Origin of the sequence: Microbacterium dauci, from assembly GCF_030065535.1 — a bacterium.
Lineage (GTDB): Bacteria > Actinomycetota > Actinomycetes > Actinomycetales > Microbacteriaceae > Microbacterium > Microbacterium dauci.
Map to the genome: position 1 here is coordinate 229,537 of NZ_JASJND010000005.1, position 25,831 is coordinate 255,367.

Annotated in this window: 22 protein-coding genes and 1 pseudogene; 16 read left to right on the forward strand and 7 right to left on the reverse strand. The window is 64.9% G+C overall.

All coding sequences use genetic code 11. The features are described 5' to 3' along the window. Nucleotide 1 precedes the first annotated feature (1 nt). From QNI14_RS08290 to QNI14_RS08300, 3 genes are read right to left on the reverse strand one after another with little or no spacing between them, the layout of a single operon-like run. Nucleotides 2–985, reverse strand: a complete 984-nt coding sequence (locus QNI14_RS08290; RefSeq protein WP_283716069.1) for a GDP-L-fucose synthase family protein — start codon at nt 983–985, stop codon at nt 2–4. Beyond that, the gene (gmd, locus tag QNI14_RS08295; RefSeq protein WP_283716070.1) at nt 982–2,010 is read right to left on the reverse strand and encodes a GDP-mannose 4,6-dehydratase; all 1,029 of its coding nucleotides are present in this window, start codon (nt 2,008–2,010) and stop codon (nt 982–984) included. Before gmd ends, QNI14_RS08290 begins: the two co-directional genes overlap by 4 nt. Nucleotides 2,011–2,045: 35 nt before the next feature. Continuing rightward, the gene (locus QNI14_RS08300) at nt 2,046–3,311 is read right to left on the reverse strand and encodes a glycosyltransferase family 4 protein (RefSeq protein WP_283716072.1); all 1,266 of its coding nucleotides are present in this window, start codon (nt 3,309–3,311) and stop codon (nt 2,046–2,048) included. Nucleotides 3,312–3,602: 291 nt separating this feature from the next. Here QNI14_RS08300 and QNI14_RS08305 point away from each other — a divergent pair, with 291 nt between their 5' ends. From QNI14_RS08305 to QNI14_RS08335, 7 genes are all read left to right on the forward strand, one after another. Continuing rightward, the gene (locus QNI14_RS08305; RefSeq protein WP_283716073.1) at nt 3,603–4,151 is read left to right on the forward strand and encodes an LbetaH domain-containing protein; all 549 of its coding nucleotides are present in this window, start codon (nt 3,603–3,605) and stop codon (nt 4,149–4,151) included. Beyond that, the gene (locus QNI14_RS08310) at nt 4,151–5,236 is read left to right on the forward strand and encodes a glycosyltransferase (RefSeq protein WP_283716074.1); all 1,086 of its coding nucleotides are present in this window, start codon (nt 4,151–4,153) and stop codon (nt 5,234–5,236) included. Before QNI14_RS08305 ends, QNI14_RS08310 begins: the two co-directional genes overlap by 1 nt. Nucleotides 5,237–5,319: 83 nt before the next feature. Further along, complete coding sequence (locus QNI14_RS08315; protein ID WP_283716075.1) at nt 5,320–5,817, forward strand: DapH/DapD/GlmU-related protein; 498 nt, start codon at nt 5,320–5,322, stop codon at nt 5,815–5,817. A gap of 147 nt (nt 5,818–5,964) precedes the next feature. After that, complete coding sequence (locus QNI14_RS08320) at nt 5,965–6,975, forward strand: glycosyltransferase family protein (RefSeq protein WP_283716076.1); 1,011 nt, start codon at nt 5,965–5,967, stop codon at nt 6,973–6,975. An 11-nt stretch (nt 6,976–6,986) separates the two neighbouring features. Beyond that, entirely contained in the window at nt 6,987–8,096 is a 1,110-nt protein-coding gene (locus QNI14_RS08325; protein ID WP_283716077.1) for a glycosyltransferase family 4 protein, read from the forward strand. Beyond that, nucleotides 8,093–9,430: a flippase gene (locus QNI14_RS08330; protein ID WP_283716078.1), complete on the forward strand. Its 1,338-nt coding sequence runs from the start codon at nt 8,093–8,095 to the stop codon at nt 9,428–9,430. The genes QNI14_RS08325 and QNI14_RS08330 overlap by 4 nt, the downstream gene beginning before the upstream one ends. Before the next feature lie 310 nt (nt 9,431–9,740). Continuing rightward, nucleotides 9,741–10,436, forward strand: coding sequence for a nitroreductase family protein (locus QNI14_RS08335; protein ID WP_283716079.1), 696 nt, complete (start codon nt 9,741–9,743; stop codon nt 10,434–10,436). 231 nt (nt 10,437–10,667) lie between these two features. Here QNI14_RS08335 and QNI14_RS08340 read toward each other — a convergent pair whose 3' ends face one another. Then, nucleotides 10,668–11,798 carry a polysaccharide pyruvyl transferase family protein gene (locus QNI14_RS08340; RefSeq protein WP_283716080.1) on the reverse strand — a complete coding sequence of 377 codons (1,131 nt, stop codon included), beginning with the start codon at nt 11,796–11,798 and terminating at the stop codon, nt 10,668–10,670. 287 nt (nt 11,799–12,085) lie between these two features. Between QNI14_RS08340 and rplM the strand changes: the two genes are divergently transcribed. From rplM to QNI14_RS08385, 9 genes and pseudogenes are all read left to right on the forward strand, one after another. Beyond that, the gene (gene rplM / locus QNI14_RS08345; RefSeq protein ID WP_283716081.1) at nt 12,086–12,532 is read left to right on the forward strand and encodes a 50S ribosomal protein L13; all 447 of its coding nucleotides are present in this window, start codon (nt 12,086–12,088) and stop codon (nt 12,530–12,532) included. A 23-nt stretch (nt 12,533–12,555) separates the two neighbouring features. After that, nucleotides 12,556–13,038, forward strand: a complete 483-nt coding sequence (rpsI, locus tag QNI14_RS08350) for a 30S ribosomal protein S9 (RefSeq protein WP_283716083.1) — start codon at nt 12,556–12,558, stop codon at nt 13,036–13,038. A 7-nt stretch (nt 13,039–13,045) separates the two neighbouring features. After that, the gene (gene glmM, locus QNI14_RS08355; protein ID WP_283716084.1) at nt 13,046–14,392 is read left to right on the forward strand and encodes a phosphoglucosamine mutase; all 1,347 of its coding nucleotides are present in this window, start codon (nt 13,046–13,048) and stop codon (nt 14,390–14,392) included. 242 nt (nt 14,393–14,634) lie between these two features. Continuing rightward, entirely contained in the window at nt 14,635–16,206 is a 1,572-nt protein-coding gene (locus QNI14_RS08360) for an ABC transporter substrate-binding protein (RefSeq protein WP_283716085.1), read from the forward strand. A 102-nt stretch (nt 16,207–16,308) separates the two neighbouring features. Then, nucleotides 16,309–17,250: an ABC transporter permease gene (locus QNI14_RS08365; RefSeq protein ID WP_283716086.1), complete on the forward strand. Its 942-nt coding sequence runs from the start codon at nt 16,309–16,311 to the stop codon at nt 17,248–17,250. Beyond that, complete coding sequence (locus QNI14_RS08370) at nt 17,247–19,814, forward strand: ABC transporter ATP-binding protein/permease (RefSeq protein WP_283716087.1); 2,568 nt, start codon at nt 17,247–17,249, stop codon at nt 19,812–19,814. The genes QNI14_RS08365 and QNI14_RS08370 overlap by 4 nt, the downstream gene beginning before the upstream one ends. Beyond that, on the forward strand, nt 19,811–20,818 hold the full coding sequence (locus QNI14_RS08375) for a LacI family DNA-binding transcriptional regulator (protein ID WP_283716088.1): 1,008 nt from the start codon (nt 19,811–19,813) through the stop codon (nt 20,816–20,818). The genes QNI14_RS08370 and QNI14_RS08375 overlap by 4 nt, the downstream gene beginning before the upstream one ends. Beyond that, nucleotides 20,815–21,915 (forward strand): alpha/beta hydrolase fold domain-containing protein, encoded by a 1,101-nt coding sequence (locus QNI14_RS08380; RefSeq protein WP_283716089.1) that lies wholly within the window; start codon nt 20,815–20,817, stop codon nt 21,913–21,915. Before QNI14_RS08375 ends, QNI14_RS08380 begins: the two co-directional genes overlap by 4 nt. Before the next feature lie 56 nt (nt 21,916–21,971). Next, nucleotides 21,972–22,686 (forward strand): annotated as a pseudogene (locus QNI14_RS08385) (SDR family oxidoreductase). Between the two features lie 15 nt (nt 22,687–22,701). Here QNI14_RS08385 and QNI14_RS08390 read toward each other — a convergent pair. From QNI14_RS08390 to QNI14_RS08400, 3 genes are all read right to left on the reverse strand, one after another. Continuing rightward, on the reverse strand, nt 22,702–23,484 hold the full coding sequence (locus QNI14_RS08390; RefSeq protein ID WP_283716090.1) for a carbohydrate ABC transporter permease: 783 nt from the start codon (nt 23,482–23,484) through the stop codon (nt 22,702–22,704). 83 nt (nt 23,485–23,567) lie between these two features. Next, nucleotides 23,568–24,419: a carbohydrate ABC transporter permease gene (locus QNI14_RS08395; protein ID WP_283716091.1), complete on the reverse strand. Its 852-nt coding sequence runs from the start codon at nt 24,417–24,419 to the stop codon at nt 23,568–23,570. An 83-nt stretch (nt 24,420–24,502) separates the two neighbouring features. Then, complete coding sequence (locus tag QNI14_RS08400) at nt 24,503–25,798, reverse strand: ABC transporter substrate-binding protein (protein WP_283716092.1); 1,296 nt, start codon at nt 25,796–25,798, stop codon at nt 24,503–24,505. Nucleotides 25,799–25,831: the final 33 nt, after the last annotated feature.

A 25,831-nucleotide genomic window follows, 5' to 3' on the forward strand; every position in this document is an offset into this window, starting at 1 on the left:
GTTACTCGCGAACGGTGTCGACGTGGTCGCGGTACCAGGCGACCGTTCGCTCGAGGCCTTCCTGCAGACTGATCTTCGCCGTCCAGCCCGCCTCGGCGAGCTTCGAGACGTCGAGCAGCTTCTGCGGGGTGCCGTCGGGCTTCGTCGTGTCCCATTCGGTCTCGCCGCGGAACCCCGTGACCTGCCCGATCGTCTCGGCGATCTCGCGGATCGTCACATCGGAGCCGGTGCCCACGTTGACCTGGTCCGACCCGTCGTAGTGCTCCATGAGGTGCAGCACGGCGTCCGCCATGTCGTCGGAGTGCAAGAACTCGCGTCGTGGCGTGCCCGTGCCCCAGTTCGTGACGGAGCCAGCGCCTGTCTTTGCGGCGTCGTCGTAGCGGCGGATGAGTGCCGGCAACACGTGCGAACCCTTCGGCGAGAAGTTGTCGTTCGGACCGTAGAGGTTCGTGGGCATCGCGCTGATCCACGGCAACCCGTACTGGCGGCGCACCGCCTGGGTGTGGAGGATCCCGGCGATCTTCGCGATCGCGTACGCGTCGTTCGTCGGCTCGAGATGCCCGGTGAGCAGCGAGTCCTCACGAATCGGCTGCTCGGCGAACTTCGGATAGATGCATGACGAGCCGAGGAACGCGACTCGCTCGACGTCGTTCGTGAGCGCCGCGTCGAGAACGTTCGTCTGGATCCGCATGTTGTCCGAGAGGAAGTCCACCGGATACGTGCTGTTCGCGAGGATGCCGCCGACCTTCGCCGCGGCGAGCACGATGTACTTCGGCTTGATCTCCGACATGTACGCGAACACGTCGTCGCGGTTCTTGAGGTCGAGCTCGGCCGATGTCTTGCCGACCACGTTCGTGAAGCCCTCGGCCTCGAGCTTGCGCACGATCGCCGAACCGACGAGTCCGCGGTGCCCGGCGACGTAGAACGTCGCGTCGCGGTCGAGTTCGGCGGGCGTGTAGCTCACGCCGTCGACGGCAGTGCTCACGCGGTTCCCCACGAAGCGAGCTTGACCGTGTCGTACCACTCAGGTCCGGCCTCGAGTTCAGCCACGTCGGCGTCAACCATGAGCTTCGCGAGTTCCTTCCCATCGATGGTCGGAACCCAACCGAGCTTGTCGGCGGCCTTCGTCGGGTCGCCGATGAGCGCGTCGACCTCGGTGGGGCGCAGGTAGCGGTCGTCGAACTTCACGAACTCCTGCCAGTCGAGCCCGACGTGGCCGAACGAGGTCTCGAGGAAGTCCTTGATCGTGTAGCCGACTCCGGTCGCGAGCACGAAGTCTTCGGGCTCGTCGACCTGCAGCATGCGCCACATGCCTTCGACGTACTCGGCGGCATAGCCCCAGTCGCGAATCGACTCGAGGTTGCCAAGGTAGAGATCCTTCTGCGTACCGGCCTTGATGCGGGCGACGGCGCGCGTGATCTTGCGGGTCACGAACGTCTCGCCGCGACGGGGCGACTCGTGGTTGAACAGGATGCCGTTCACCGCGAACATGTCGTACGCCTCGCGGTAGTTCTTGGTGATCCAGTACGAGTACAGCTTCGCGACGCCGTAGGGCGAGCGCGGGTAGAACGGCGTCGTCTCGTTCTGAGGCGGCGGCGTCGCGCCGTACAGCTCCGAGGTGGATGCCTGGTAGAAGCGGGTTTTGATGCCCGACAGGCGTACCGCTTCGAGCAGACGGATCGTGCCGGTGCCGGTGGTGTCGGCGGTGTGTTCCGGCTCGTCGAACGAGACGCGCACGTGCGACTGCGCGGCGAGGTTGTAAACCTCGTCGGGGTTGATCTCGCTCATGAGCGTGACCATGCGCGCGCCGTCGCTGAGGTCGCCGTAGTGCAGGAACAGCTTCGCGTTCGGGTCATGCGGGTCGACGTAGAGGTGGTCGATTCGCTTGGTGTTGAACGTCGAAGCGCGACGGATCAGCCCGTGGACTTCATAGCCCTTGGCAAGCAAGAGCTCTGCCAGGTACGAGCCGTCCTGGCCGGTGATCCCCGTGATGAGTGCGCGTTTGGTCAAGAGAGCTTCCCCTAGCTAGATACGACCTGAGCTGCTCACCGTTTCGCCGTCTGCACCTCGTGCGCCGGGTCCCCAGTGATGAGCGTTTCGAGCATCGTAGCGAACGAATCGATCGCGAATGTTTCGTCAAGCACCGTCTCCCGGTAACGCTTCCCGTTTGCCCCAAGATCGTCGCAGCGGGTGGAGTCGCGACCGAGTTCGAGCGCAGAGTCGAGCAGCCCTGCGGGGTCCCCCGATGGGACGACCACGCCTCCCGCGGCAGCCCGAACTTCGTTAGCGGTGATCCCCGTGATGTCCGTCGCCGCGAGCACCGGGCGGCCTGCAGAGAAGTACGACGTGAGCTTGCTCGGCACCGCCATCTCGGCGATTCCCGGTCGTTCGTTGACGAGCAGAATGTCTGCACCGCTGAGCGCTTCGACAAAGGCATCGTCTGGGAGCGCGCTCAAGAACTCCAGTATCGGGATGCCGGCACCGAGCTCCTGCAACCGAGCCTTGTCGGCACCCCCGCCGAGCAGGACGAAGCGAATGTTCTCCCCGCGGTCAGCCGCCAGACGTGCCGCCTCGACAACGTTATCGAGCCCCTGCTTCACGCCCATATTGCCGGCGTGGAGTACAACGATCTCGTCGCCCCAGCCGCGCTCGCTACGGACTTTCTCGCGGTCCACGGCGTCGCGCGGGGGGAGGTGGGTCCAGTTGCGAACGACGTGGATGCGCTCCCGTGGAACACCGAAGTCTGCGTGCACACGGTCCGCAAACCGATCGTGGATGACGACCACCCGATCTGCGGATCGCAGCAGCCACCCCTCGATCGCGTGGAGCATGCGGGCCATCGGCGCGTTGGCGAGTCCGGTCTCGGTCAGCCCAAGCCAGTAGAGGTCCTGTACCCAGACGATGAATGGTGTCGATCGGTGGAAGAGTTTCGCCCGGACCGCAGCGAGAATCGACGAGAAAAGTGCCGGGGAGACGGCCACAATCGCCGACGGCTTCCGCCACGACGAGAGCGCGAGACGTGTGCCAAAAGTCAGCTCGGACGCGAACCGATGTGTGATCTTCGGCGTCGACGGCACGTAGTGCCGCACGCGGTGCACGCTCACGCCGTCAACCTGCTCCTTGCGAGACCACTGGCCGTAGCCAGCGGTGACGCGCCAGTCCGGGTAGTGCGGGTGCGTCGTGATGACGTGCGGGCGGAATCCTCTGGTCGTGAGGCCACGGGCCATGGCGCCGGTGTAGGGCGAGATCCCGGTCGACTCGGGCGGATAGTTGACGCCGATGACGGTCACGGCGGGTTCGGGAGGCGGCATGAAATGAAAGATAGCGCTGCGCGCGATCTCGTCAACTCCATCCGGATGCCGCAGGGCGAGATGTTCTCTCCGCGACCACTGCGCGTAACCTGACGAAACTCGCGGGTGAGCATAATGAACGTTGCATCGGTGCCGCGGACTCTTTACGGGACCGGCGACACTGTGCCGGCGTATGGGGATATGCGGTGGACTCTGGGGGCTTTCGCTCCCAGTACAGTGACAGCGGGGGCGGGGAACTCATGGCACGGCCCTATCGGGAAGACCGTCTGGTCTCGTTTTGGGAGGTGCGCGATGTCTGACATCCCGGTGATTGATTTGTCGAAGGCACCAGGAGAGCGCGCGGCGTGGGATCGGCGCAGTTGGGTCGTCTACCTCTGGGCGATCTGCGAGCTGCTGTTCGTTACGAACCCGTGGCAGATCAGCTCAACTTTGCGTGTTCGAGTCCTTCGGGCTTTTGGGGCGGAGATCGGCGAAGGCGTCGTGTTCCGCCCGCGAACGCGAGTCAAGTTCCCGTGGAAGCTCGCCATCGGTGCACGTTCGTGGATCGGGGAGGGCGTTTGGTTCCACAATCAGGACCACATCCGGTTAGGCAACGACGTGGTGATCTCCCAGGACACTTTTCTCACAACCGGTAGTCACCGGCATCGCCTAGACATGGGACTCATTACACGTCCAATCACCATCGATGATGGGGCGTGGGTCACCAGCCGATGCATCGTTCTCGGCGGAGTTTCGATCGGCAGATCGGCGCTCGTAAAGCCGGGGAATCGTGTTGATACGGCCGTTCCGGCGAATGCGATCTGGGACGCATCTGCCGTCGTCGCGGAGCGGTTCGGCTGATGCGGGCGGTCGCGGTACTCGCTGTCTTGCCTGACTATCGACGCAACTTTGTGGTCGAACTGCAGAAGTCTTTCGCAGATTCGGACGATGAACTGGTGCTGGTGGTCGGGGATGCCCACCTCGATCGAACGGTAAAAAGCGCGAGCTTTCCGGGAGTAGTGCAGGTTCGAAACCGCGCGCTTCTGGGACGCCGGATACTTTGGCAGGTCGGCGTAATGAAGCACGTGCGCGGTACCGACGTCGCGGTGGTAGATCTCAACCCAAGATCACTGACCGCGTGGGCAATCCTCCTTCGACGCAAGCTCGCCCGTCAGCGGACGCTCGTGTGGGGCCACATTCATCCACGCCGCGGAGCAGCCGCCGCGACCGCCCCATTGAGGCGACTGATGCGAAGGCTCGCAGATGGCGTGATCAGCTACACGTGGAGCGATGGCAGACGTGTACGTACGGAGGACCGCTCAGCCGATGTTTGGGTTGCGGCAAACGGCCTTTATCCGTCGAGCCTGCTCGATTACTCACCGACGTCCAGTCGCACCCGCTTCTTGTGCGTCGGGCGCATTGAACCTGCGAAGCGCCCGTTCCTCGCGCTTCAAGCATTCGCTCTCGCGCTGAAGAGCGGAAGGCTCGCCGCGGATACGCGGCTCACGTTCGTCGGTGAAGGCTCGCAACACGCTGAGCTCGCGATCCGGGTCCAAGACGCGGGCCTCTCGGACCGCGTCGACCTACTCGGCCACGTATCGGATTTCGCGCGACTTCGCGACCTGTACAGCGAGAGCATCGCATCGCTTTCCCCGGGATATGTCGGACTGAGCCTCACTCAGTCCCTGGGGTTCGGGGTGGCAATGTTGATCGCAGACGATGAACCCCACGCGCCAGAGATCGAACTGGCGACGGATCGAACTTCTCGAATGTTCCGGGCAGGTGACGCGGAGTCGTTCGCGACAGCGATGACGGAAGCCGCGGCGGATCCAGAGCAATGGGACAGGGAATCGATCGTGCAAGCTGTCCGCGACACCTACTCGTCGTCTGTGATGGCGGAAGGATTCCGGCTCGCGCTCGATGGAACCCGGCAGGAGGCACGATGACTGGCGAGCGCGGACGATTGGCGGGGATCCCGGCTGGCCGGCAGCTGAGAGCAGCTTGGCAGCGGTTACAGATCTGGCGATCTGTGAGTGGCAACGTCCAGATCGGGAAAGATGTGCGGCTCGGTTCGGGAACTGTCGTCCGATCGTTCCACGGTCTGGTCATCGAAGACGGCGTAGCGATCGGCCGAAACTGCACCATCGAGGTGAGCGGTTCCATTGGTTTCAAGACGATCATCGCGGCGGGCGTGGGCATCGTGGGACGAGCCGACCACGCGGTCGATGAGGTTGGAGTCGCCGTGATTGACGCGACGTGGGTGGGAGACCGTGAGCCCCGGCCCGCCGATACCGTGCGGATCGGTCGCGATGTGTGGATCGGTTACGGGGCGACGATATTGTCCGGGGTCTCAGTCGGAGACGGCGCGATCGTTGCCGCGGGAGCTGTCGTGACGCGTGACGTGAGGGACTTCGAGATCGTTGGTGGAAACCCTGCCCGCCGAATCGGCGAACGTCTGTCTCAGGATGACCGTCCCGAACACCTTCGGCGGCTTGGACTTTCGTCCTCGTCCAAGGGAGGCGACTGAATAATGCGGCATCGAGTCCGCGAGCCTGACACGAAGCAAGAGCCTCTCACCGGACTGAAGATCCTCATAGTTGAGCCGAATGCTGATGGCCATCGGCTCTACTATGTTCGCCTTCTGATTGAAAATGCTCTACTTTGTGGTGCCGAGGTGACGCTTCTCACCACGGCATCTGCGAGGATGCACGAGAACTGGTCGCTCCACCTGGGGCACGTGCTCGCCGATGTAGTGGTCGAAGTAGCTGAGTTCGTGGAGCTGCGGGTCGTAGTAGAACGCTCATTCCTACTCGGGAGTGACCGAACGGTTATACCTGATGCGGATCGATATCTGTTGCCGCTCACGATCAGTGGCTGGCGCGGCAGCGGCGCGTTGTCCGCGCTTGTAATGCGACCAAGTGTGCCGTCCGGGGCGTACCTCGCACGTCATGCTCGAACACTGTTCAAGAGGTCTGCGATGCATGTGGCTCGACTGCGGCGCGGTGTGGACCTATTCGTCCTGAGGAGTCCTCTTATCGCAAAGGGCGGGGGCCTTCAGTGGATCCCAGACCCGGTCACCCTCAATGTATCCGAGCGCGGGACTCAGCTCGTCGAGCAATCGGTTTCACGTCACGGCGATCGACGATGGATTGGCGTGTTCGGGCGAATTACAGCACGCAAGAACCTCCCGCTCATACTCGACGCGGTGGGCTTGCTGAAGGGCAGCGTCGGCGTGCTCGTGGCGGGCACTCTCGAGCATGACGTCGAGATGGCGATCGCGGGGAGAGTGGCAGATCTGACGGAAGCGGGCGTCCCCCTCGTGCGGCTCGAACCTCCCGTGACTGACGAGATGCTCGACAGTTCGATCGCTTACGCAGATTGTGTCGTCATCGCTCACTCGAACGAGGGGCCTAGCGGCATCGTCGCGAAGGCTGCAGCAATTGGCACCCGCTTGGTGCTGTCGGGCGCGAAATCGCTCCGAACTGATGCCAGCGCAATTCCCGATCGAGCGACCTGGGTCCCGCTGGAAGCCGGTGCGCTTGCAGTCGCAATTGATCGTGCGCTCGTCGCCGTCAGACCCGTAGCAACGCGCACGTTTGGCCCAGATGCGTTCGTTCATGCGCTTATCCCGGGTCTCGCTGGAAGTCGTTCATCAGGGCTTTCGTCGGGGGAGATGCCAAATTGAGACTTGTCTTTGTGTCACACTCGCCAGGGACGGGCGGGGCGGAGCACTCACTCGCGACACTCGTAGAGGAAGCTTTGAAGCGAGATCACGACGTGCTTCTCTCTCTGCCGATCGCGGACGAGCAGAGAATCCGCGAGTTGCTGCCACAGTCAGATCACGTGAGCATCGTTAGCCACCGTTGGGTGCGAATGATGCAGGGCGCGCGCCCCGTCCTATCTGGGCCGTTGCGCATTCTCGTCGCGACTGTTGACGCAGTGGCTTTCGCTCGATGGCTGAAGTCGAGTCGCGCGGATGCTGTGATCGTCAACTCCACCACTATTCCCCAAGCCAGTCTGGCCGCAAGACTCGCGAGGATCCCCGCGGTGACAATGATCCGCGAAGCGATTAAGACGAATCCCGCGCTACCGTCGTTCCTGCCGAAAAGTTTGATTGCTTGGTCAATTCGCGTTTTCAGTCATTCGACGATTGCTGTTTCAGAGTATGCGGGAGAGCAGATCGGTTCAGCGACCCATGTCGTGCATCCGGAAGTTCCTCTTTCCTCCATCCTGGCCGATCGACCCGAGCGACTGACACTTCATCTGGTGATGGCCGGGACTTTATCGAAGGAGAAGGGTCAGCTCGACGCCGTTGAAGCGGTGCGAGTCGCGCGTGACCGTGGCGTCGAGGTGATCCTGGACCTATACGGCCAAGCGGCGCCGGATCGTCTCAATCATCTAAATCGCGCGATTGCGTCCGCCGGCCTTGAGCACGCAGTAACTCATCGCGGCGAGTCGCGTTCGATGATGGAAGTGTTCGGGAATGCTGACCTCTCACTCGTCTGTTCGGGCAACGAAGCGTTCGGTCGAGTCACTGCGGAATCCATCAACGCCGGGACTCCAGTTATCGGGTACGACAACGGCGGAACAAGCGAGATCCTTCGCGAAGGTGGCGGAATGTTGTGTGATCCTTCCCCGGAAAGCCTCGCCGACGCAATCGTTCGACTCGCAACGGATCGAGCGCTCCTGCGTGAACTGAGATCAGCGTGCGAACTCCGGATCGCCTCTGGAGGAGCTGGTGGCACTGCGTCAACGGTCCTTGAACTAATCGAAAGCGTGGTTCGGAGCAGGACGATCGGCCAATGACGGAGCAGAACGGACGGAGATCGATTCTCCGCAACGGACTCTGGGCTTCCGCGCTCGGTGGGGTGAACTCGCTCGCGGGGGCAGCCGTTGCGTTCTTGCTCGTCCTAGTCCTCCCGGTTGACCAGTATGGTCTCTATTCCTACGCGACCTCGCTCGCTGCAATTGGAATGGCGGTTGCGCAGGGAGGTTTGGCCAGTTTCGCCGTGCGAATGCTCGTCGGCGTCAATCGGCTCGAAGGGCGAGCAGCCGTTGGCCTGATTCAGGCCACACGAGTCAGCTTTGCCTTCATGGGCTACTTGCTAATCGTTGGGATTAGCCTCACCTCTGGAAGCTTTCCAACTGTTGCGGCATCGCTCATTGCGGGTCTCTCCCTATTCGCCCGCAGTGGAAACGGTGCGGATTTCTGGTACCAGGCACGCATGCTGACGCGAGTTCCCGCGACCATCCGAATCTGGGTCACGCTAGCAAGTCTGGTGGCGAGGCTGGTCGTGCTGTGGCTATGGCCGAGCGTGTGGCTGTTTTTGGTGCTCTTTGTGACAGAGACCTTGGTTGGAACGGTCGTGATCTGGATTCGATATCTCCGAGACCAAGAGGCTCCGGGCATCGCTCGACCTAATCTCCGGGATGCAATATCTCTCGCGAAGCGCTCATTGCCGCTCACTCTTGCGGGATTAGCGAACCAGGTGAACCTTCGGGGTGATGTCGTCGTACTGCAGGTGATGTCGGGCAATGCTGCGGTCGGTGTCTATTCCCTGGCGGTGCGTGTCTGCGAAGTTGCGCAGGTGCTGCCTTCCGCCTTTATGAACTCAACATTGCCAGTCCTCGTGGCAACAAGAGATCGGCTCGGCTCCAGCCATCCCGAGTACGTCGCCCTCCTGCAACGAGCATACGATCGCGCCTTCTGGGCGGGTGTACTCGTCGCCTTGCCAGTTGGAGGAATCGGCACCTTTGTCATCCAGTCGTTTCTCGGCTCCGAGTACGAACCGGCGATTTCGGTACTGTGGATCCAACTCATCACTTGTCCGTTCGTGTTCATGGCTCTCGTGTACTCGAAGTGGATCATCGCCGAGGGCAAACTTTGGCTCTCGCTAGTTCGACATGGCTTCGGCGCGCTCCTGAACATCGCATTGAATATCGCACTCATTCCCCTTGCAGGTCTTAACGGCGCAGCGGTTGCCACTCTCGCTTCTTACGTCTTCGCGTCATATCTGTCCTGCTTCTTGTCGCGCGAATCGCGACTGCCCGGTAAACAGATGTCCTTGGCGATTGTTGCACCCGTGCGATACATGATCTCGGCCCTTAGCTGGCGGAAGAATGGAACCCCAAATGAATGATCGTTCACCAGTTGTGCGTGCACTCGGAGTCGTGAAGTGGCGTCTTGGAAAGCTTGTTCGCTTGCTCTCTGGGGGTCCGCTCGCGAGAGAGCGGCGCACTGTTCAGAAGGGAATTCGTGAGTATCGATCTGCGGCCGGACAAGATAGTGATCTCTATCTCCTGCGCCGCAATGTGCACATGATTGAAAAGGGTTTGACGATGAGGCCGCGCCGACCGTCATTCGCGCTTGAGTACATTGGCGTCACTGTCGCGGCTTTCGGACGTGTCGCACCATCCGACGGGGACGCACCTTCGTCTGAGTTTGCTTGGATGCAGTCAGTTCTTGCTGACTATTTTGAAGCCACATCCGAGGCGACATCGCCCGTGATCCAGGCGGCTAGAGGTCAGTTCGCGTCAATCGAGTCGCTCGTTGGCGAGCGTCGAGACGATGGCCCAAAACCTGTCTCCGTACTTTCGCCGAACATTGAGATATCTGCGCTGAGGCAATTGGCCGAGCGTCGGAGGTCGGTGCGGTGGTTCGAGGATCGTCAAGTTCTACGCCAGCGGGTTGATGATGCGATCGCTGTCGCAATGGAGTCTCCGACCGCATGCAACAGGCAGCCTTACCGCTTCGAAGTCTTCGATGACCCTGACAGCGTTCGTCGTGTGGCGGCGGTGCCTGGTGGCACCCGCGGGTTTGGAGAGCAGATCCCTGGGCTTATCGTCGTGATCGGTGACATGTCGGCCTTCTTCGACGCTCGAGACCGACACCTGATCTACATCGACGGTTCCCTCGCATCGATGGGGGTCGTTTACGGCCTCGAGGTGCAGGGGATCGCGAGCTGCTGCATCAATTGGCCGGATGTGCCCGAGCGAGATGCCCAGATGAGAGAGCTCCTCGGCCTAGCCGACTATGAGCGCGTGGTAATGCTAATCGCTTATGGATACGCAGACCCAGAGGGGCTAGCTCCGACATCCACGAAACGTGAGATCGACGCGGTTAGAACCTATCGAGTCTTGGGCTGATATCGTCCGGAGACGAGCGTGGTTCGTGCGGTCGATCCAGCGCGACACGTTCGCGCTGGTGACCGCCATCCCGCGGAATCCCATGCTTCGCACATGAGTGATCCCGTGCTCATGCGACGTGAGGCCTCCGATTGAAACCGCGTCGGCGTATCTCGTTTGTCGGAGCTGACGACGATCGTATCCGCATGCCCTGGGGGAGGCTCGATCGGAGACGGGAGTTGTCGGCCCGCTTCAGCGAACGCGCGTCGGATGCCGCGACCTGAGTGCGTCCTCAGTGATCTCCCACATTGTGTCAACCTTCGCGACGAGGTTCGGTCGCGCGGACTCGAGACGGTCTCTCGCCGCGGTGTCATTTAGCAATGCTGTGACGCGACCTGCCGGGTCTGCTTCCTCGGCTGTGATGATCCACTCGGGGACGTCGAAATCCTTCAGTAGTTCGACGTACTTGTGGGACCAACCCCACGCAAGTGCAGGAACGCCCTGGGACAACGCGCCGACCAGCGCGTGGAATCGGCTGGTGATGACGGCACTTGCATTTCCAAGAACGAACTTCAGCTCGCGCGGCTCAGGGTTCGTGTAAATCTCTGAGTCGATGGTCTCGGCGAGCCGTTTCGCGAGAGCGAGGTCCTGAGTTTCATGCACCACGACAAGCGGGTCCAAGCCCTCAGCGCGAGCTGCCAACGACAGGTGCTTCAGCCCCTCGAAGTAGGCGTCTCGCGACTGACCCCCTCGATCGACGATCCGAGCATTGGGGACGATCGCGATGAATGGAGTTGTAATGGGTAGGTCTGTCGCGGAAGCTGAGAGCCCGATCGTGAAGTCGGGTGAACGCTCGATGGGTACGCGTAGGTTCAAGCCGCGAATGTACTTTTCGCTCACATGGTCGCGCGCGAATACAACGCTTGATTGCTCGAAGAGTTCGGATGCCCACTTGCGCAGTTCGACGTTGCTGAAGGGCCCGAAGGCCTGCGGTAGGAGGACCTTCGGCACGCCACGGCGAAACTGTCGGCGTCCGAACATAACCTCAGTCTCGGCCCGGTTAGGGCCCCATTGGTCGCTATACGCGAACCCCGACGCGTCGAGAACACCAGCGATCTCGGAGTCAGACACGAGGCCATACGGCCGCCGGACGCGCGCCGGTAGCAGGTCGGATACAACGGGACTCAATCGTGGAGCACGATAAAGGTGGAGGGTCTGACGAAGTCCGAGTCGACTCCGAACGTCGTAGTCGGTCAGATGTGTCTGCGCGGTCAGCGTGAAGAGAGAGCCGTATCTCTCCGCGACCGCTTCGAGCATGAGTTGAGCGCCCTTATTGCCCGATTGAGTGCCTCGCACGTCAATAATCAGCTTCGAATCTGACACATTTCCCCCAGGTTGTGATGTGCAGGCAAAGCCTATCGTCATCGGACGGATCAACCTGCGCTGGCGGCGTCCCGTTCGGGCTGTTCATTCCGACCCGCAATGACTTCTCCGACTTGGCGAAGCGGCATCCGATCGCGTAGTCTTGATCTTTGGTGCCCGCGCCCTGCTGGCCTGGTACCGCGAACGTGAGCCCTCCACTGGCGTGTTCGCACCGGCATCCGCTGGTCGAACCACCCCGGAGCGGGATTCACGAACCTCTCCGTTCGACTCAAGAAAGCAGCACTACTGTGACGCGCACTTACACCCCCAAGGCCGGTGAAATCACCCGCGAGTGGGTGGTCATCGACGCAACCGACGTCGTCCTCGGCCGCCTCGCCTCGCACGCAGCCACGCTCCTGCGCGGCAAGCACAAGCCGACCTTCGCGAACCACGTCGACACCGGTGACTTCGTCATCGTCATCAACGCCGACAAGGTGGCCCTCACCGGCCAGAAGCTCGAGCAGAAGAAGGCCTACCGTCACTCGGGCTACCCGGGCGGCCTCAAGGCAGTCACCTACTCCGAACTCCTCGAGAAGAACCCGGTTCGCGCCGTTGAGAAGGCGATCCGCGGCATGCTCCCCAAGAACAGCCTGGGCCGCCAGCAGCTGTCGAAGCTGAAGGTCTACACGGGTGCCGAGCACCCGCACGCCGCGCAGCAGCCCACCACCTACACCTTCGACCAGGTCGCCCAGTAAGCGCCGCCGAAAAGGAAACGAACATGGCGAAGATCGCTGACTCCCTCGAGACCCCCGAGAACTACACCACCGAGACCCCCGAGACCGAAGCAGCCGCGGCTCCCCGCCCCGTGCTCTCGGTTCCCGGTGCTGCCGTCGGTCGCCGCAAGCAGGCCATCGCCCGCGTGCGCCTCGTCCCCGGCTCCGGCACCATCACGGTCAACGGCCGCGAGTTCGAGGACTACTTCCCCAACAAGCTGCACCAGCAGCTCATCACCGACCCGTTCACGCTGCTGAACCTCGTCGGCGCCTACGACGTCATCGTCCGCATCTCGGGTGGTGGCCCCTCGGGCCAGGCCGGCGCACTCCGCCTCGGCATCGCCCGCGCGCTCAACGAGATCGACGCCGAGAACAACCGCCCCGCCCTCAAGAAGGCCGGCTTCCTCTCGCGTGACGCCCGCGTCATCGAGCGCAAGAAGGCCGGTCTCAAGAAGGCCCGTAAGGCACCCCAGTACTCGAAGCGTTAATCCTTCGATGACACTGTTCGGGACGGACGGTGTGCGGGGCCTCGCAAACGGCCCCCTCACCGCCGATCTCGCGCTCACCCTGGCCCAGGCGACCGCCGTCGTCCTGGGCCAGGGTCGTATCGCGAACGCACGCCGAGCCGCCGGTCGTCGCCTGACGGCCGTCGTCGCGCGTGACCCCCGAGTCTCGGGGGACTTCTTGGCCGCCGCCGTCTCGGCCGGCCTCGCCTCATCCGGTGTCGACGTCCTCGACGCCGGCGTGCTGCCGACCCCCGCCGCCGCATTCCTCGTCGGCGACATCGACGCCGACTTCGGCGTCATGATCTCGGCCTCGCACAACCCCGCCGAAGACAACGGCATCAAGATCTTCGCCCGCGGTGGCGTCAAGCTCCCCGACGAGGTCGAGCAGCGCATCGAAGAAGCCATGGCCGGGCCGTTCCTGACACCCACCGGCGGCGACGTCGGCCGAATCCGCCGCTTCGCGGACGCCGAAGACCGCTACGTCGTGCACCTGCTCGGATCGCTGCCGGGGACGCTCCGCGGCATCCACGTCGTGCTCGACTGCGCCAACGGTGCGGCATCCGGCGTCTCACCCGAGACGTTCCGGGATGCCGGCGCCAAAGTCACCGTCATCGGTGCAGACCCCAACGGCCTCAACATCAACGACGGCGTCGGCTCGACCCACCTCGAAGTGCTGCAGGCCGAAGTCGTGCGCGTCGGCGCCGACCTCGGCATCGCCCACGACGGCGACGCCGACCGCTGCCTCGCCGTCGACGCCGACGGCCGGGTGGTGGACGGCGACCAGATCATGGCGATCTTGGCGGTGTCGCTGCACTCGCGCGGACTGCTGCACGAGTCGACGCTCGTCGCGACCGTGATGAGCAACCTCGGGCTGCATCGCGCCATGGCTTCGCACGGCATCTCGGTAGAGACGACCGCAGTCGGCGACCGGTACGTGCTCGAGCGCATGAACGCCGGCGGCTTCTCGCTCGGCGGCGAGCAGAGCGGCCACGTCATCATGAGCGACTACGCCACCACGGGCGACGGGCTGCTCACCGGGCTGCACCTCGCGGCCGAGATGGTGCGGACGCGGAAGTCGCTGGCTGAGCTCGCGTCGGTGATGACGGTGTTCCCGCAGGTGCTCATCAACGTGCGCGGGGTTGCGCGGACTCGGGCAACCGATGACGACGTGGTGGCGGCTGCTGATGCGGCTGCTGCCGAGCTGGGGGACTCGGGGCGCGTGCTGCTGCGGCCCTCGGGCACCGAGGAACTCGTGCGGGTCATGGTCGAGGCTTCTACCTCTGACGTGGCTTCCGCGGTGGCGGAGCGGCTGGCGGGGGTTGTGCGGGGGGAGTAGGGGCTTCCCGTTGTCGTGGTTTCCGCGGGGCGGCATCCGCTCGGTATGACTGGTCATTCTTGCTGATGACCCGGCCCGCTTCGTCGTGCGGTGACCACTCCGACATCGAGACGCCGGTGAGGTCGATCTGTTGTAAACAGGTTTACGTAAAGTGCTTAACAGCCTTTCCGACGCGTGTTTGACTGCCGTGCACAACGAGGTGTCGATCGCCTGCCCGGGCGATCGCGAGACGAGGAGGTCTTGTGTCCACACTGTCCACAGCAGCCATCCGCCGCGGTCTGGCGGTCATCGCGAGTGTGAGTGCGCTCGCACTCGTCGCAACCGGGTGCGCATCGTCCAATCGCACGGAGACGCCCGAGGGTGACTCCGCGCGGGGCGGCACCCTGCGCATCGCGCTCGACAAGGCGCCCGCCAGCCTCGACCCCGCCGACATGGAACAGTCCACGAGCCCGTTCGCGCAGCCGGCATACGACGCCCTCATCGGCGTCGACACCGACGGCACGCTCGTCCCCGCGCTCGCCACCGAATGGGCGTTCACCGACGACGAGAACAAGGTGTTCGAGATCACCGTCCGGGACGACGTGACCTTCTCGGACGGGGCAGCGCTCGACGCCGACGCCCTCATCGCGAATCTCGAGCACCTCGACGGTGGCAAGAGCAACGTCGCATCGCTCGTCAACGGCGGCGAGTACGAGAAGGTCGATGACGATACCGTCCGCATCACCTGGGAGACGCCGCATCCACTCGCACCCCAGGCGTTCACACAGCGGTGGGTCGCAGGGATGGTCGTGTCTCCGGACGCCATCGCCGATGACACTGTCAGCCTCGCGACGCAGACCGTCGGTGCCGGTCCGTACGTGCTCGACGACGACCGAACCGTCGCCGGATCGGCGTACGTCTACACGGCACGGGACGACTACTGGAACCCCGACACCCAGTACTGGGACGAGATCTCCATCACCGTCATCGAGAACCCCGAGCAGCGGCTCAACGCGCTGCGCACAGGGGAAGTCGACTACATCGCGGGCGACCTCGCATCTGCGGATGCCGCGGCTGCGGCCGACCTGCAGGTGCTGTACGCGCCCACGATCGTGTACGGGCTGAGCCTGCTCGACCGTGCCGGTGATCTCGACTCGCCGCTGGCCGATCTCAAGGTGCGGCAGGCGATCAACTACGCGCTCGACCGCGAGAGCATCGCGACCGCACTGCTCGGCGAGTACGGCTTCGCGACCGAGCAGACGATCGTCCCGAGCGAACCCGGTTACGTCAAAGCACTCGACGGTCGGTACGACTACGACCCCGAGACCGCGACGCAACTGCTCACCGAAGCCGGGTACCCCGACGGCTTCAGCCTGCCCGTCGTCGCCAGCACATCCGCCACCGCAGCGACCCTCTCACAGGTCATCGTGGAACAGCTCGCCCAGGTCGGCATCACGGTCGAGCTCGACTCTCGCCCCAGTGCCGACTACTTCGAGGGGATGACCAGTGGCACCTTCCCCGCCGCGGTCATCGGCTACGGATCGCAGCCATTGCCGATGGAGTACGACGGATTGTTCGGCCCCAGCGCCATCTTCAACCCGCTCGGATCGCAGAGCGACACGATCGACGACCTCATGGCGCAGGCGCTCGTCGCACCCGAAGCAGAAGCCACCGCACTGTACGAGCAGATCGTGACCGAGCTGGTCGAGCAGGCATGGTTCGCCCCCGCGGTCTTCGCACCGGTGTTCTACTTCGCGAGCGACGACCTCGCCCCGATCGAGGTCACCGAGGCGCGGCCGCAGGCGCCGATCACGTCCATCGCACCCGCCGAGTAAGTCGACCGTCCGCCCGGAGCGCTCGCGCCCGGGCGGACGCGGCATCCGCTCGCCGAATCCAACCGCCGCGCACGCCGCGGGTGTCCCCAGAAAAGAGCCACGATGTCCCTCCGACGATTCGTCAACTGGTTCGTCATGAGCGTCCTGCTGTTCTTCCTGCTGTCGGCGCTGCTGTTCGTGCTCATCTCGCTCACTCCCGGAGATGCCGCGCGCACCATCGTCGGCCCCACCGCATCACAGGCGCAATACGAGGCCGTTCGCACCGAGCTCGGGCTCGACCTGCCGCTGTGGCAGCAGTACACCACGTGGCTCGGCTCGGTCTTCCGCGGCGACCTGGGCACATCTGTGGTGAGCGGGGTGCCTGTCGCAGACGTGCTCGCCGACCGCCTGGAACCGACGCTGGCGATCATCATCTGCACGTTCGTGTGCGCGTCGATCCTCGGCGTCGTGCTCGGTGTCATCGGTGCATCGCGCCCGGGCGCCGTCGGCAAGACGGCCGACGTGCTGAGCGTGATCGGCTCAGCAGTCCCCAACTTCTGGATCGGTCTCGTGCTCGCCGCGATCTTCGCCGTGCAACTCCGCTGGCTGCCGACGAGCGGGTACGCACCGATGGTCGACGGCATCGGCCCGTGGGCCGCGCACCTCATCCTCCCCGTCGCGACGCTCACGCTGGCGGGGACGGCACTGCTGGCCAAGCAGACCCGCGACGCCGTCGCGGAACAGCTCGCGCAGCCGTACATCGTGCTGCTGCGCGCGCACGGAGTCAGCGAGCGGCGAGTGCTGTGGCGTCACGCGCTTCGCGGCGCCGCCATCCCGATCGTGACCATCCTCGGCATGAAGATGGTGGGTCTCACAACCGGGACCGTGCTCATCGAGAACGTCTTCGTCATCCCCGGGTTCGCCGGATACGCAGTCAACGCGACCCTGTTGCACGACATCCCCGTCGTGCAGGCGATCACCCTCATCTTCGCGATCGTCATCATCGTGACCAACCTCGTCGTCGAACTGCTGTACGCGCGACTGAATGTGAAGGAGAACGCATGAGCGGCAAGGCCGCCGGCGACATGCACGGCCTGTGGTGGATGCTCCTGCGCCGTCCGCAGTTCGTGATCAGTGCGTCGATCCTGCTGATCATCGTCCTCGCGGTCGTGTCCGCACCGCTCGTCGCACCGTACGGACCGATGCAGCAGGACCTGATGAACGTGCTCGCCGGGCCATCGACGGCGCACCCGCTCGGCACCGACGATCTCGGTCGGGACGTCCTGTCGAGGATGCTGCACGGTGGTCGTGAGACGCTCCTCGGCGTCGTCCAGGCACTCGCCGTCTTCCTCGTCGTCGGCGCCGGGCTGGGACTGCTCGCCGGCATGTCGAAAGGTGTCGTCGACACCATCATCACCCGGCTGGCCGAGCTGCTCCTCAGCGTCCCCGCGTTCATCATCCTGCTCGTGATGCTCTCGATCCTGCCCGGCAACATGACGATCGCCATGGTGTCGCTCGGCATCTTGACGAGTCCGCTCCTGATCCGGGTCGTCCGTGGCACCACGAAAGCCGTGCGCGGCGAGCTCTTCATCCGTGGCGCGCGGACCATGGGCCTCTCCGAGACCCAGATCACGCTCCGCCACGTGCTGCCACGGCTGGCTGGGCCCATCATCGTGCAGGCGACGATCTTCAGCGGCACCGTGATCATCGCCGAAACGGGACTCGGATACCTCGGATTCGGTGTCAGCCTCCCCGCCCCCAGCTGGGGGAACATGGTCGAGACAGCCAGCCAGAACATCACGCGGGCGCCGTGGCTGCTCATCCCGACCGGTGGCGTCATCATCGTCACGATCATGTGCTTCATGCTCATCGGAGACAGCGTCCGAGACGCGGTCGCGGAGCGCTGGAGCGGCAGCGTGCGGCGCCGCACGCGACGGCGGCATCCGGTCGGCACCGCAACGACTGCAGAGGCCACCGGCGACGCCCTGCTGCGGGTGCAGGATCTCACCATCGTCGCCGACACCGCCGACGGACCCGTCACGCTCATCGACGGGGTCTCGTTCGAGCTCGCACGCGGCGAGACGCTGTGCCTCGTGGGCGAGTCGGGGTCCGGGAAGTCGGTGACATCGCTCGCTCTGCTGGGCCTCGGCCGCGGCACACATGTCGCCGGCGGACAGATCGTCGTCGATGGTGTGGACATGGTCGGCAGCGCGCCCGAGAAGCTCCGTGCCGTGCGCATGTCGACATTCGGCTACATCACCCAAGACCCCCAGCCGTCGCTCGACCCCTCGATGCGCGTCGGTGATCTGCTCGCGCAACTCGTGAGACTGCATCAAGGCGTGGGGCGATCCGCAGCGAAAGCGATCGCGCGAGACCTGCTCGAGAAGGTCAAGATCCCCGACCCAGACTCGGTCGCTCGGCGCTACCCGCACCAGCTCTCCGGCGGAATGGCGCAGCGCATCGTGATCGCGGCCGCGCTGAGCGCCACACCGAAAGTCCTCATCGCCGACGAGCCGACCACCGCGCTCGACGTGACCGTGCAGGCCGAGATCCTCGCCCTGCTCCACGACCTGTGCGCATCGGATGCCGAGATGTCGCTGCTCCTCGTGACACACGACTGGGGCGTCGTCGCCGACATCGCCGACCGTGTCATCGTGATGCGCGGTGGTGTGCTCGTCGAGGCCGCCCCCGTCGCAGAGATCTTCTCCGCCCCCGCTCACGAGCACACCCGCGACATGCTGGCATCCGATCCGGCACGATTGCCGATTCGCGCGGAACGACCCGCGACCTCGCCGCTCCTCACCATCCGTGACCTCGAAATCGGCTATGCCGGCCGCGACGGTCGAGGACGTGCCATCCGCACGACCGCAGTGAAGGGGATCGACCTCGAACTGCAGCGCGGTCGCACGCTCGGCCTGATCGGCGAGTCGGGCTCGGGGAAATCGAGCGTCGGCAACGCCATCGTCGGTTTGGTCGAACCGACAGCCGGCAGCATCGTGCTGCACTCGGATGCCGGGGACCAAGAGCTCGTGAACGCCGGCCGCCGCGCGCGGCGTGAACTGAGCCGGCGCGTGCAGATCATCTTCCAGGATCCTTACGGGTCGCTGAACCCGGTGCGGACGATCGGGTCGACCATCGCCGAGCCGCTCGTGCTCGCGCACGGCATGAGCACGCGCGCCGCGAACCGGACCGTTGCAGATGCGCTCGAGCGCGTCGGCCTGCCGAGCGCTGCGCGAAGCCGATACCCGGCGCAGTTCTCGGGTGGGCAGCGCCAGCGCATCGCAATCGCGCGAGCGCTCGTCCTCGAACCCGAACTGATCGTGTGCGATGAGCCCGTCAGCGCGCTCGACCTCACGATCCAAGCCCAGGTGCTCGAACTCCTCGACGAACTGCAGCAGGAGCGCGGCATCGCATACCTGTTCATCTCGCACGACTTGTCGGTGGTTCGCAGCTTCTGCGACGACATCGCCGTCATGTACCGCGGTGACATCGTCGAACAGGGCGCCGTGGGCGACGTGGTCGGGTCGCCGCGGCATCCCTACACGGCATCGCTGCTGGATGCCGCGCCCATCCCCGACCCCGCCGTGCAGCGAGGACGATCGAAGCTCGCGGAACGGTATTCGGCATGACTCGGGTGTACACGATCTACGACGTCGCGCGAGAAGCGAACGTGTCGGTCGCGACGGTCTCCAACGCGATCAACCGGCCGGCACGAGTCGGTGCCGACACGCGACAACGCGTCCTCGATGTGGCAGGGCGGCTCGGCTACATCCCGCACGCCGCCGCGGTGTACCGCCGCTCGTCGGGTCGTCGTCGCATCGGTGTGATCGCACCCTTCGGCGCGTACAGTTCGTACGCCGAACGACTGAAGGGTGTGCTCGCCGCGCTGACGGAGGACCACATCGAAGCGATCGTGTTCGACCACCCGTCTGCGAGCCGATCGCCCTCGCCACGGCTCGCAGCGTTGCCGTTCTCGGGCAGGCTCGACGGGCTCATCATCATGGGCGTGCCCGTCGACTCGGCGCTCAGCGCCAGCATCCTCGAACGGGATCTGCCGACCATCCTCATCGATTCCAGCCACCCCGAGCTCTCTTCGATCGTGCTCGACGACGTGCACGGGGCGAAGCTCGCGGCCGAGCACCTCGTCGATCGAGGCTTCGAGCGATTCGTCTACGTGACCGAGGGGCAGGTCTCCAACGACTACATCTCGCAAGGTCGGAAACGGCTCACCGGGTTCGTCCACGCGCTCGGCGCGCACGGCATCCCCGAAAGCGACATCCTCTGCATCACAGCACGCAGCGGTGATGTCGCGGGCGGGCGTGCCGCCGCCGACGTGATCGCCGGACATGCGAGACGCTCACGTGTCGGCGTGCTTGCCGGGCACGATCTGCTCGCTGCGGGTGTGCTCGCCGAGCTCCGCGAACGTGCCGTCGATGTCCCGGGCGCCGTCGGCGTCGTCGGTTGGGACGGCGGTGAGCTCGTCGAGGCACTCGGCATGACCACCGTGCATCAGCCGCTCGTCGAGTCGGGGCGTATCGGGGCAGAGCAACTCATCGCGAGGCTCGGCGCCGGTCCCGCATCCGTGCAGCGAGTGACGCTGCTCGCGGAGCTGCGCGCGGGCGTGACCACGTGAATGTCGACCTGGCGGAGCTGCTCGAGGACGTGGCATCCGCACGAGATGCCAGCGGGGACGGAGGTGCGCGTCCACTGCCGCCGCGCGGGCGCGACGAATCGGTCGAACACTGGCTCTCGGTCGTCGCGAGTGCGCGCCACGACGCGGACCGCCGTGCGGTGGAGCATCGACGCATCGTCGATCGCGCGGCCCGGCTGCGGTTCGGTGTCGAGCTGTCGCAGCTCGTGCCGAGCGCGTCTGCTGACCTCGAACGGTCGTCGTTCACGCTCGCCGTCCCGATGCGCGCTGAGCTTGCCGACCTCGGATCCGCACTCGCCCACGCTCCCGTCGGCGCCGAGCCGCCGTCGGGTGCTGCGCTCGTAGACCACGTGACCGTGCGGGTGACCGCACCGCGCGCGCCGCGTGCGGCGATCGTGCGATTGCACGGCGGCGCATTCTGGATGGGCGGCGGCGAGGTGTCGCATGCGATCGACGGTGTCGCGATCGAGCGGATGGCGCACGTCGCGAACGCGGCGGTCTTCGACGTCGACTATCGGCTCGCACCGGAGCATCCGTTCCCCGCCGCCATCATCGACACTGTGACCGTCCTCGCGGCGGTGCGGTCCGGGGTCGCCGGCTTGCCGGCGTTCGCGAACATCGCGCTGGCCGGCACGTCGTCAGGGGGGAACATCGCCGTCCTCGCGGCACAGGTGGACGCGGCGGTTCGTTCCACCGAGCCGAGGCTCGCAGCGCTCGCACTCGTGGTGCCGTCGCTCCTGCTGTCGGAAGTCCCCGATGCCGTGCGAGCCGACGCGCAGTCCTGGCACCAGCGTCAGGCGCAGCTCACCGGATATCTCGGGACGACGATCGCCCCAACGAGCCCTTGGGCGTCGCCCGCGGTGGCCTCGGTCGCCTCCGGAATGCCACCTGTCTTCGTCGCGGTCGCGGAACACGATGAGGTCGCATTCGGAGCAGACCGGTTCTGCCGTGCCGTCCGTGCCGGGGGAGGGCTCGCGGAGCACCGCACCTACGCGATGACGCACGTGACCGCGACACCGCACGTCGAGGCAGCGATGATCGAAGACCTCGCCCAATTCCTGGCGGAACGGCTGGCGTAGACCCCGGCGCCACGGTCGAGTACGCGACGCGCGCCGACCTCGACCTCACGACCGACCTGTCGGGCGCCCGCCGCTGGCGCGACTACGGCACGATCATCAACGCCGCCGCCTACACCGCCGTCGACGCCGCCGAGACCGACCGCGGCGGCGCGTGGGCGGGCAGCGTCACCGCCGTCGCCCAGCTCGCGCGCATCGCGACCGAGCACGGCATCGCCCTCGTGCACGTGTCGAGCGACTACGTCTTCGACGGCTCGGCGACCACCCCCTACCGCGAGGACGAGCCGTTCGCCCCGCTCGGTGTCTACGGCCAGACGAAAGCCGCCGCCGACGCGATCGTCTCGACCGTGCCGCGCCATTGTCCGCACGTCGTGGGACATCGGCGGGGGCAAGAACTTCGTGCGCACGATAGCCTCGCTCGCCGAGCGCGGCGTCGACCCGTCTGTCGTCGACGACCAGATCGGGCGCCTCACGTTCACGGGCGACCTTGCCCGTGGCATCCTGCTCGCATCGGATGCCGCCTTCGGCACGTACAACCTCACCGGTGCCGGCGACGCCGCGTCGTGGGCCGACATCGCCGGCGAGGTCTACTCGCTCGTCGGAGCCGACCGCGGCCGCGTGAGCGGTGTCTCGACGGACGCGTACTTCGCCTCGGCGACCGGTCCAGTCGCGCCGCGGCCGCGCTGGTCGGTGCTCGATCTCGCCAAGATCGACGCCACCGGATTTCCCCCCCCTGCCCCGTGGCGGGTGTCACTCGGGGAGTACCTCGGCTGACGCGGGTCGCCGCCGCTACCCCTTCAAACCGCTCGCGAACCCCTTGATGATGTGCTTCTGCAGAAGGAAGTACACGACCAAGACCGGTGCGATCGCGATCGCCATCCCCGCGAAGATGACCCCCCAATCCGTGGAGAACTCTCCTTGGAAGCGGCTGATCGCCACGGGCAGCGTCTCGTATCTGCTCCCGCCGAGGTACAGCAGCGGTGTGAGGAAGTCGTTCCAGATGTTGATCGCCGCGAGGATGATCACCGTCCCGGTGACCGGGCGCAGCATCGGGAACACGACCCGTCGGAACGTCGCGAACGGGCCTGCTCCGTCGACGTGAGCGGCTTCTTCGTACTCGCGGGGGAGCGTGCGCAGAAAACCCGCATACAAGAAGATCGTGATCGGCAGTTGCGACCCGACGCTGAACAAGATCACCGACGTGTACGTCTGCAGCAGGTTCCAATCACGCATCAGCTGGTACAGCGGCGTCATTCCGAGAGTGAGCGGCACCATGAGCCCGAGAAGGAACAACAGGTACGCGACGTTGCTGAGTCGAGATCCTCGGCGAGCGATCGCATAGGCGGCGGCCGAGCCGAACGCCACCAGCGCCACCACGCTCACGGCGGCGATGACCGTCGAGTTGTACAGCGCCTGGCCGATGTCTGCGCGCTCCCATGCGACGTGGAAATTGTCGAGGTGCAGTTCGCTCGGAAACGCGAGCGGGTCGCGCGCGACCTCGGAAGCGGGTTTCAACGCCACCGTCGCGAAAATGTAGAACGGGAACGCGAAGCACAGCCCCGCGGCGATCATGGCCAACTCCGACGCCCATCGCCCCACACGCCGAGGTGATCGCCGGTCGGTGCGTCTCCCGGCGGAGCGCACGGCCGCCGCGCTCATTGACGCACCTCCAGCCGTCGGCTGCCCCACATCTGGAGCATCGCGAGCCCGACCACGATCATCGTGAGCACCAGCGCGATCGCCGCGCCGTAACCGAATCGCCCGCTCACGAACGCCTCCTTGTACATGATTGTCGTCAGCGTCTCGGTCGCGAACCCGGGCCCGCCGTAGGTCATGGCGAACACCTGATCGAAGATCTTCAAGCTGCTGATCAAGGTGAGCGCGACGGAAATGGTCGTCGCGGTACCCAGCAACGGGACGGTCACGGAGATCACCCGCCGGGCGACGCCCGCGCCGTCGATCTGTGCCGCCTCATGCACCTCGGCGGGAATGCCCTCTAACCCCGCGAGGTAAATGACCATGGTGATCCCGACGTTCTGCCACAGGATGACGATGATCACGGCGCCGAGCGCAGTGTCGGTATCGCCCAACCAGTTCTGCGTCAGCATCCCCAACCCAACTCCCTCGAGGATGCTGTTGAGCGGTCCGTTCGGGGTCAGGAGGAACTGCCACAAAAACCCGACGATGATCGCGGGCAGCAGGGCCGGCGCGAAGAACAGCGTGCGAAGTGCGTTGCGGGAGCGCAGCCTCGAGTGCAACGCAAGAGCCAGGGCCAAACCGATCACCGTCTGAGCGACCGTGCACACTGCGGCGATCACCAACGTATTCACCAGCGCGGAACTCGACCGGGGGTCTGCCAGTAGCTGCGCGAAGTTCGCGAACCCCGTGAACTCGGCATCCGCCCCGCCGCGCCAGTCGGTGAACGCGTACAGGCCGCCGGCAAGCGTGGGGTAGATCACCGCGATCGCATAGATCGCCATCGCGGGCACGATGAACGCCAGGCTCACCCGTCCCGATCGTCCGCGACGTCGGCGTCGGTGTGCCGCTGCGGCGTCCTCCTCGGACGCCGCAGCGCGTTCCAGGAGTGCTGTCACTCGGGAGCACCCATCTCGAACTTGGCATCCATCTGCTGCGCCACCTCGTCGGCGGTGATGTCACCGTTCACCCACAGCACGCCCTGTTGCAGCAACGTCTGCTGCGTGTCGCCGTTCGGCCAGAGGTAATTCGCGAACGGAGCAGTGCGGCCCTCGTCGACGAACGGCAAGATCGGCGTCAGCGCTTCGTTCGACGGCGACGCGCCGACCGACAGGCCGGGGATGCTCCCGGCGGCATCCGCATACGCCTGCACCTGCTCCTGCGTACCGAAGAACTCCAGGAACGACTTGGCGCCCTCGAGGTTCTTCGCGTTCGCATTGATGGCGATGAACTCCGGCGCCATGGGCAACCGCGTGTCACCCGCATCGTCCGTGCCGGGCATGACGAAGACACCGAACGCGTCGGCACCCTCTTCGGAGTAGTCGGCGATCGCGGGGAGTGCCGCGGTGACGTTGAGGTGCATCCCGGCATCTCCACGCGCGAGCTCCTGCATCGCCTGGTCCGGCGGAACGCCGGTGGAGTCGGGCGTAAAGTAGGGGAAGAGCGCCTCGAACTTTTCGAACACCTCGGCCCATGCGGGGTCGTCGGCGAACGAGGTCTCGCCCGCGAGTTGACGATCGTTGAGGTCGGTGCCGTCGGCGAAGCCGATCGAGGCAGCCAGCGCATAGATGTAGAACTGCAGGTGGATTCCCTCGGCAAGTCCCGCCGCGATCGGCGTCTTGCCGACGGCCGCGATTTTCTCCGCAGCGTCGAGGAGCTCCGACCACGTCTCAGGAGGAGCGTCGATGCCCGCCTCCTCGAACACCGCCTTGTTGTAGACCATCGCGATCGAATTGCGTGCGACCGGGAACGCGTGCAGTCGACCGTCGACCGTCGCGAGTGCGGCCATCGCCGGATCGACGTCGGCCGCCCACGGCTCGTCACTCAGATCCGCCAACTCACCCGCCGTCGCGAGCACGCCGGCGGCGACGGGGCTGGACATACCCGGCGAGACACGCAAAAGATCCGCAGCGGTGTCGCTCGTCAACTGCACCCGAAGCTGCGTATTCAGGTCAGCAGTCTCGGCCGAGTTCATGTCCAGCTCGAGGCCCGACTCCTCGGTGAAGGCCTCGGACACGACACCGAGTCCGGTGGTCATCTCGGTGTTCACATACGCGGTGACCGTTCCGCTCGCCTCCTCCTGGTCTGACGGGGGTGCATTCACGAATCCGCATCCGGTCAACGCCATCGCCGTGATCCCTACGGCGACGGCAGTGAAGCGGCGAATGCGTGGTCGAGCGTCGTTGCTCATCTCGTTCTCCTTCGTTGGTGGTGCAGGTGTGGA